The organism is Nesterenkonia flava (assembly GCF_031432335.1).
GTDB lineage: Bacteria > Actinomycetota > Actinomycetes > Actinomycetales > Micrococcaceae > Nesterenkonia > Nesterenkonia flava.
Window position 1 is genome coordinate 15,442 of the sequence record NZ_JAVKGT010000030.1, and the last position, 6,758, is coordinate 22,199.

At 65.7% G+C, this 6,758-nt stretch carries 5 protein-coding genes and 1 tRNA gene; 4 read left to right on the forward strand and 2 right to left on the reverse strand.

The genetic code is table 11. The features are described from left to right. Nucleotides 1-67: 67 nt before the first annotated feature. Both otsB and RH857_RS10790 read right to left on the reverse strand, forming a co-directional pair. The gene (otsB, locus tag RH857_RS10785) at nucleotides 68-913 is read right to left on the reverse strand and encodes a trehalose-phosphatase (protein ID WP_310537979.1); all 846 of its coding nucleotides are present in this window, start codon (nucleotides 911-913) and stop codon (nucleotides 68-70) included. Nucleotides 914-979: 66 nt separating this feature from the next. Beyond that, nucleotides 980-2,497, reverse strand: coding sequence for an alpha,alpha-trehalose-phosphate synthase (UDP-forming) (locus RH857_RS10790; RefSeq protein ID WP_310537980.1), 1,518 nt, complete (start codon nucleotides 2,495-2,497; stop codon nucleotides 980-982). A gap of 303 nt (nucleotides 2,498-2,800) precedes the next feature. Here RH857_RS10790 and RH857_RS10795 point away from each other — a divergent pair, with 303 nt between their 5' ends. The 4 genes from RH857_RS10795 (at nucleotide 2,801) to RH857_RS10810 (ending at nucleotide 6,548) form a co-directional block, all read left to right on the forward strand. Next, entirely contained in the window at nucleotides 2,801-3,772 is a 972-nt protein-coding gene (locus tag RH857_RS10795; protein WP_310537981.1) for a DsbA family protein, read from the forward strand. A gap of 94 nt (nucleotides 3,773-3,866) precedes the next feature. Further along, a tRNA-Thr gene (locus RH857_RS10800) sits at nucleotides 3,867-3,939 on the forward strand. Between the two features lie 43 nt (nucleotides 3,940-3,982). Beyond that, nucleotides 3,983-5,497, forward strand: coding sequence for an MDR family MFS transporter (locus RH857_RS10805; protein ID WP_310537982.1), 1,515 nt, complete (start codon nucleotides 3,983-3,985; stop codon nucleotides 5,495-5,497). 337 nt (nucleotides 5,498-5,834) lie between these two features. Beyond that, the gene (locus RH857_RS10810; protein WP_310537983.1) at nucleotides 5,835-6,548 is read left to right on the forward strand and encodes an SDR family oxidoreductase; all 714 of its coding nucleotides are present in this window, start codon (nucleotides 5,835-5,837) and stop codon (nucleotides 6,546-6,548) included. Nucleotides 6,549-6,758 lie beyond the last annotated feature (210 nt).

Genomic DNA, 6,758 nt, shown 5'->3' on the forward strand with positions numbered 1-6,758 from the left:
TCAGGTGTGATGGTCCGCGTTAGCGGACCGAGAGCGTGGCGGGGTTTCCCCGCCCGCGGAACTGGCTTCAGGTGTGATGGTCCGCGTTAGCGGACCGAGAGCGTGGCGGGGTTTCCCCGCCCACGGAACCAGCACCACGCAGCTCGACGAGCCGGTTCAGAACGTTCGCCAGCGCCGCTGGTTCCGGGATCCGGAACGCCGCCTTGGTCTCCCCGTCGCCGACCTTGACGCCGACGTCGCCCTCACGCAGCACGGCGAATCCGTGCTCATCCGTGACGTCGTCGCCGGCGAAGAGCACCGCAGCCGGCCTCAGCAGCTCGCGTAGCTCCTCGATGGCCTCACCCTTGGTGGAGAGTACGACGACGGATTCGAGGATTTGCTTGCCCTCTTTGATGTGCGCCCCGTCCAGCACCGCCAGGGCGGCCCGTGCCTCATTGAGGACTTCCTCGCCGCGGCTGCGGTCCTCGATGCGCCGCACATGAATGGCGGCGCCGGCGGGCTTGTGCTCGACCCAGGCGCCCTCGTGCTGGGCGGCGACACCCTCGAGGGTTTCGATGACCGAACGCCGGGCCATCTCTTCCTTGGGGCTCAGCTGCAGACCAGGCGAGTCCGGGCCGAGGTACTTTTCCGCACCGTGAGAGCCCACCAGAAGGGTTCCCTCCGGGGGAGAGGAGAGCTCCCGCAGGGTCTCCAGGGGCCGGCCTGAGATATACGCCAGGGTGATCCCCTCGAGGGGGGCCAGGGCGTTGATCGCCTCGGCATTGGCCGGGACGGGCCGCGCGCTGCCTGCGTCGGCGACGAGTTCAGCGACGCAGCCGTCAAAGTCCAGGCAGACGAGAACCTGGGGCTCAGCGGCGAACCGCTGCAGGGCATTGTCCAGGTCGGAGGGCAGGGCGGTGTGGGGGGACGTCACGGTAGGCGCTCCTGAGTCGGTGGGGGATCCGGTCACTGAAGAGGGCAGGGGTGGGGGTGCAGGTGATCAGAGGTGGTGCAGGCGGTCCAGGAAGTCCTGGGCCCACCGTTTGACGTTATGCGAGACCACCTGCCGGCGGAGGCTGCGCATGCGCTTCTTCGCATCGTCAGGGTCGATCTGGGCGGCCTTGACCATCGCGGCCTTCAGCTCGTCGATGTCATGGGGATTGATCAGCAGAGCCTGACGGAGCTGGTCCGCGGCGCCGGTGAACTCGGAGAGCACCAGCACTCCGGTGGCGTCCTTGCGTGCGGCCACGTATTCCTTGGCCACGAGGTTCATCCCGTCGCGCAGAGCGGTCACGAGCATGACGTCTGCGGCCAGATAGAGGGCCACCATCTCCTCAATGGGATAGGAATGGTGCAGATAGCGGATCGCGGTGTGGCCCATGGTGTCGAATTCACCGTTGATGCGGCCCACCGTCAGCTCGATCTCATCGCGCAGCCGCTGATAGGACTCCACGCCCTCGCGGGAGGGGCTGGCGATCTGCACCAGACAGGCCTGACCGACTTCAAGGTCGCCGTCGTGAAGGAGCTCCTCGTAGGCCTTCATCCGGTGCCGAATGCCTTTGGTGTAGTCCAGGCGGTCCACACCCAGGAACACGGTCTCCGGATTGCCCAGCTCCTCGCGGATCTCCTTGGAGCGGGCGATGATGTCCTCGCGTCCGGCCAGATCCACGATGGTGTCGGTGTCGATGGAGATGGGGAACGCGCGGGCTTCGGCGACCCGGTGGCTTCCGGGAGCCGGAGCTGAGAGCTGACGGGGAGCTGTGCCGCGGCTCGGATCGGCGCTGAACCCGGGGATCTGGGAGCCGGCGTCGTCCTCCTCCTGTAAAGGCACATAGATCTGGTCGGCCTTGATGTAGTGGCCCAGCCGGTGGCGCACCGCACGCTGGAAGTTGCGGGCGTCGGAGTCCCGCTGGAACCCGATCAGGTCAGCGCCGAGCAGCCCGCGCAGCACCGAGTGCCGCCACGGCAGCTGGGCGAACAGCCCCGGGGGCGGGAACGGGATGTGGTTGAAGAACCCGATCTTCACGTCCGGACGCAGATCTCGTAGCATCTGGGGCACCAGCTGCAGCTGGTAATCCTGCACCCACACGGTGGCACCGCGGGCCGCGACCTGCGCGGCGGCTTCGGCGAAGCGCTGATTGACCCGGCGGTAGGCATCCCACCAGCGGCGATGGAACAACGGTCTGGCGATCACATCGTGGTAGAGCGGCCACAGGGTGCCGTTGGAGAAGCCCTCGTAGTAGAACTCCACTTCCTGCTCGCTCAGGGGCACCGGATGCAGGTGCATTCCCTCGTGATCGAAGGGCTCCAGAGTCTCATCAGGTGCTCCGTGCCAACCGACCCACGCGCCTTCAGACGCTGCCATGATGGGCGCCAGTGCGGTGACGAGTCCGCCGGGGGAGCGCTGCCAGTCTTCGGTGCCATCCTCCTGGGTGATGCGGTTGACGGCCAGGCGGTTGGCCACCACCACAAAGTCATACCCCTGTGTGTACTCGGTCTCTGCGGCATCGGCGGCCATCGAGTGTGCACCCCATTCAATCGTCGTCGTTCACAGCTTATGGCATCGAGGGCACCGCTGATCTGGTTCGACATCGATGTCAGCGGTGGGATCTCTCCACACTGTGCGCAATGATTCTGGAAGTTCGCTGGAAGGTTCCACGGAGTCGCGCTGTGGGGTTGGTCGCATGGTGTCACGAGCGTCCGCGCGGCGGCCGACCTGCGGGTACCCTGATGTAGTTGTCTTGAATTCTTCACCCCTTGAAGGGCGCTCCGCGCGGGCTCATTGGCCCGAGCGCCGCCCCACTACCGCACGGAGAGCAGTATGGCACGAAGTGAAACCGCCCGCGCAAGCGCCAGAGAGCAGGCCCGCCGCATGCAAGCGGAGCAGGAGCGCAAGCATAAGATGCAGTCCCTGATGCTGCGGCTCGGCGTGGTCGTCGTCGCCGTGGCCCTGGTGGCCGGTCTGGCGTTCTTCGTCCTGACCCGTGACCGGGACGGCGGCAGCTTCACTCAGGGGCCGGCTCCCGCGGCGGCCAATGAGCAGGGTGGCTTTGTTCTGACCTCCTCCACGGAGATCGCAGAGGGCGACAATCTCGGGGAGATCGATTCCGAGAACCTGCCCGCTACCCAGGGTGAGGACGGGTTGCCTCCGGGCGTGGGACCCCGTGAGGAGGGTGAACCCCCGCACGTGGTCATCTACACCGATGCTGGCTGCCCCGGCTGTGCGGCCTTCGAATCCGCCTATCACGGGATGCTCAGCCAGTGGCTCGACGCCGGGCAGATCACTCTGGAGTACCGTTCCGTCTCCTTTGTGCGCCCGCCCTATTCCGCCCGCTCGGCCAACGCCTTCGCCTGCATGGCGGAGCACGGTCCCGAGCACTACATGTCTTACCTGGGTGCTGTGACCGCCGAGCGCCTGAACACCACTGAGCTGTCCAATGATGAGCTGGCCGCTCGCGCGCAGAACTACGGTGTGGACATCTCAGACTGCCTCTCCGACGGCGAGTACCGTGCTTTCGCGAGCTACGTCAATGCCTTGGCTGGTGAGCACGGTGTGGGTGGTACTCCGACCATCTTCGTCAACGATGAGCAGGTCCCGGGCAATGAGTTCATCGAGCAGGCTGCACCGATGATCGAGGCGGCCATCGCCGAGTACGAGTCCGAAGCCGGCGGTGCTGAGGAAGGCGCCGAGGGCGAGGCCGAGGGTGCCGATGCAGAGGGCGAAGACGCCGACGCCGAGACTCCTGAGGGAGACGACGCCGAAGAGGAGCCCGCAGCAGAGGACTCGGAGTAGTCCCGATCAGAATTCCGTCCGTCCAGTCGCTGCGGTGACTGGACGGACGCAGGCCTGATACGATGTCAGGTCGGGACGGCGCGAGTCGTCCCTCGCCTCCTTAGCTCAGCTGGTAGAGCAACTGTCTTGTAAACAGTAGGTCCTCGGTTCGAACCCGGGAGGGGGCTCTGGAGCGTTCTGCTCCATTCGAATATCAGGAGATCTCCTTCCGTGGACACCACCTCAACTGCCGCTGGCCCTGCCCTGCCCGAGAGGTCTCCGCTGACCGATCAGAAGATGCCCGCCGCCGATAAGCTCACCATCGGCGCTCTGCTGGTCGCGACCTTCGTGATGATCCTCAACGAGACCATTATGAATGTGGCGCTGACCGAGCTCATGGAAGTCTTCGAGATCAGCGAGCCCACTGTGCAGTGGCTGACCACCGCATTCATGCTGACCCTGGCCGTGATCATTCCTACCACCGGCTACCTCATGCAGCGATTCAGCCTGCGCGCAGTCTTTACCCTGGCGCTGTCGCTGTTCATCGCCGGCACCGCTCTGGCCGCGCTGGCCCCGATCTTCAGCGTGCTGCTGGCAGGCCGTGTGGTGCAGGCCGCCGGCACCGCCATCATGCTGCCGCTGCTGATGACCACGGTGCTGACCCTGGTGCCGGCTCGGCGCCGCGGCGTGGTGATGGGCAACATCTCCATCGTGATCTCGGTGGCCCCAGCAGTGGGTCCCACGCTTTCGGGCTTCCTGCTGCACGTGGCGGACTGGCGCTGGCTCTTCTTTGTGATCCTGCCCATCGCCGTGGCTGCACTGGTGCTGGGCCGCCCCCGCCTGAACACCGATCCCGGCACTGCGGGCAAGGGGCTGTCCATCCCGTCCCTGCTGCTGGCTGCGCCCGGCTTCGGCGGCGTGGTCTACGGCATCAGCCAGCTCGGCGGCGGCCACGGCACGGCCGACGTGCACGCTGAGGACGCTGGAGGGGTTGACCCTGTCGCCGTCGTCGTGCTCATTGTGGGCGTCCTCTGCCTTGCTGCCTTCGCCTGGCTCCAAGTGCGACTGCAGCGCACCGACTCCGCACTGCTGAACCTGGGCGCCTTCAAGTACCCGATGTACACCCGCGCGCTGATCATGATGCTGCTCATGATGGTCACGCTCTTCGGCGCCCTCATCATGCTGCCGATGTTCCTGCTGCGCGTCATCGGGCTGGAAGAGCTGCAGGTGGGTCTACTCATGCTTCCCGGCGGCCTGCTGATGGCCCTGCTGGCCCCCTTTGTGGGCCGGCTCTACGACCGTGTGGGCCCCAAGCCACTGGTCATCCCCGGCTCTCTGATTCTCATGGCGGCCATGGGGTCCTTCGGGATGATGAGCGAGGATACCGAGCCGTGGATGATCCTTGTGTTGCACCTGGTCCTTTCCTCTGGTCTGGCACTGCTGTTCACCCCCGCATTCACGACCGCGCTGAACCCGCTTCCCCAAGAGCTGTACTCCCACGGTTCAGCTGTCCTGAACACGTTGCAGCAGCTGGCCGGAGCTATCGGAACCGCCGCCCTTGTCGCCGTCATGGGGCTGGGCGCTGCCTCCGCTGCGGCCAATGGGCTGAGCGCCGGGGAAGCGGCCGTTGAAGGGTTCCGCGCAGCATTCCGCATGGCGGCCGGCCTCAGCGTGGGCGTGCTGCTGCTGGGCATGACGCTCCGGGCGACCAAAGCGGAGGACGCGCCCTCCGGATCCACCTCCTAGGGTCCGCCGCGTCAGGGCGGCACATCCGAGCACGCACAGCGGGCCGGAGGACGATGCACTGATCATCGTCTTCCGGCCCGCCTGCGTATGCAGTTCTGTTCGAGCACCCGTCACCGTCTGGCAAACCATGACAAAGGAAAGAGCTCCTCTTGGGGAAGCGGGGCCCGCCCGCACCAGGCGGGCCCCTGTCGCACCCAAGTGAGTCCCACCTTAGACGGCGCAACTCTGATTACGCAATACCTATCTTGCGAAAAGTGGGAGAATTGGAGGTAAGCCAAGCGAAAGGTGCGGTGGAAAGGAATATGTGGGCGCCGTCGTCGTTGTGGGAGGTGTCTGCATGTCCACGCCGAAGGAGGACGAAATGCCCCAGAAGCCCACAGTCGTGATCGTCGGAGGCCACGGAAAGATTGCTCTGCTGACTGCGCCGAAGCTCGTTGCGGCCGGATATGCCGTGGAGGCGCTGATCCGCAATCCGGAGCACGAAGCTGATGTTGAGGCCGCTGGGGCGCAGCCACGCATCCTCGATGTGGAGGGCGCCGAGACCTCTGAGCTGGCCGCAGCGTTCGCTGGTGCCGAAGCTGTGGTCTTCTCCGCAGGGGCGGGAGGAGGCAATCCCGCGCGCACAAAGGCGGTGGACCACGAGGCCGCCGTGCGGACTATGGATGCTGCGGCTCAGGCCGGAGTCAGCCGGTACGTCATGGTTTCCTATGCACGCAGCGAGGTCGACATCCACACCCTGGATCCGCAGAGCTCCTTCTACCCCTACGCCACGGCGAAGCATCATGCCGACAACTATCTGCGCGGCACTGAGCTGGACTACACGATCCTTGGCCCCGGTGCGCTGACCACGGAGCCGGCCAGCGGCAAGATTATGGTCCTTGATGCAGAGGCTGCCGCTGCCACGCTGTCTCAGGGCGGGCCGGAGGCTTCCCACACCTCGCGCGAGAACGTTGCGGAGGTCATCGTGCATGTGCTGCGCGCTGGGGCGGCCGTGCGCCAGACGGTCAACTTCTTCGACGGCACCACTCCAATTGCCGAGGCCATCGCCTAAAGCTGGGGCGTGGGCTGTCTGCCGCTGCACGCGCCGGGAGAAAGCCTGTGCGCCGCAAGTAGTGTGCCGAAACTGCGGTAAGCCGTCCCCGTTTCCGGCATTTGCTGCAGTTTTGGCACACTTTCCTGTCGGCGCGGGAGGGGATCGTGTGGAACGGCGGGGTCTCCCCGCCCGCGGAACCAGCTTCAGGCGTGATGGTCCGCGTCAGCG

Excerpts from the sequence above, each read along its gene's own strand:
- RH857_RS10790 (WP_310537980.1), bottom strand. The coding sequence starts at position 2,497 with ATGGCCGCCGATGCCGCAGAGACCGAGTACACACAGGGGTATGACTTT.
- RH857_RS10810 (WP_310537983.1), top strand. The coding sequence starts at position 5,835 with ATGTCCACGCCGAAGGAGGACGAAATGCCCCAGAAGCCCACAGTCGTG.
- RH857_RS10795 (WP_310537981.1), top strand. The coding sequence starts at position 2,801 with ATGGCACGAAGTGAAACCGCCCGCGCAAGCGCCAGAGAGCAGGCCCGC.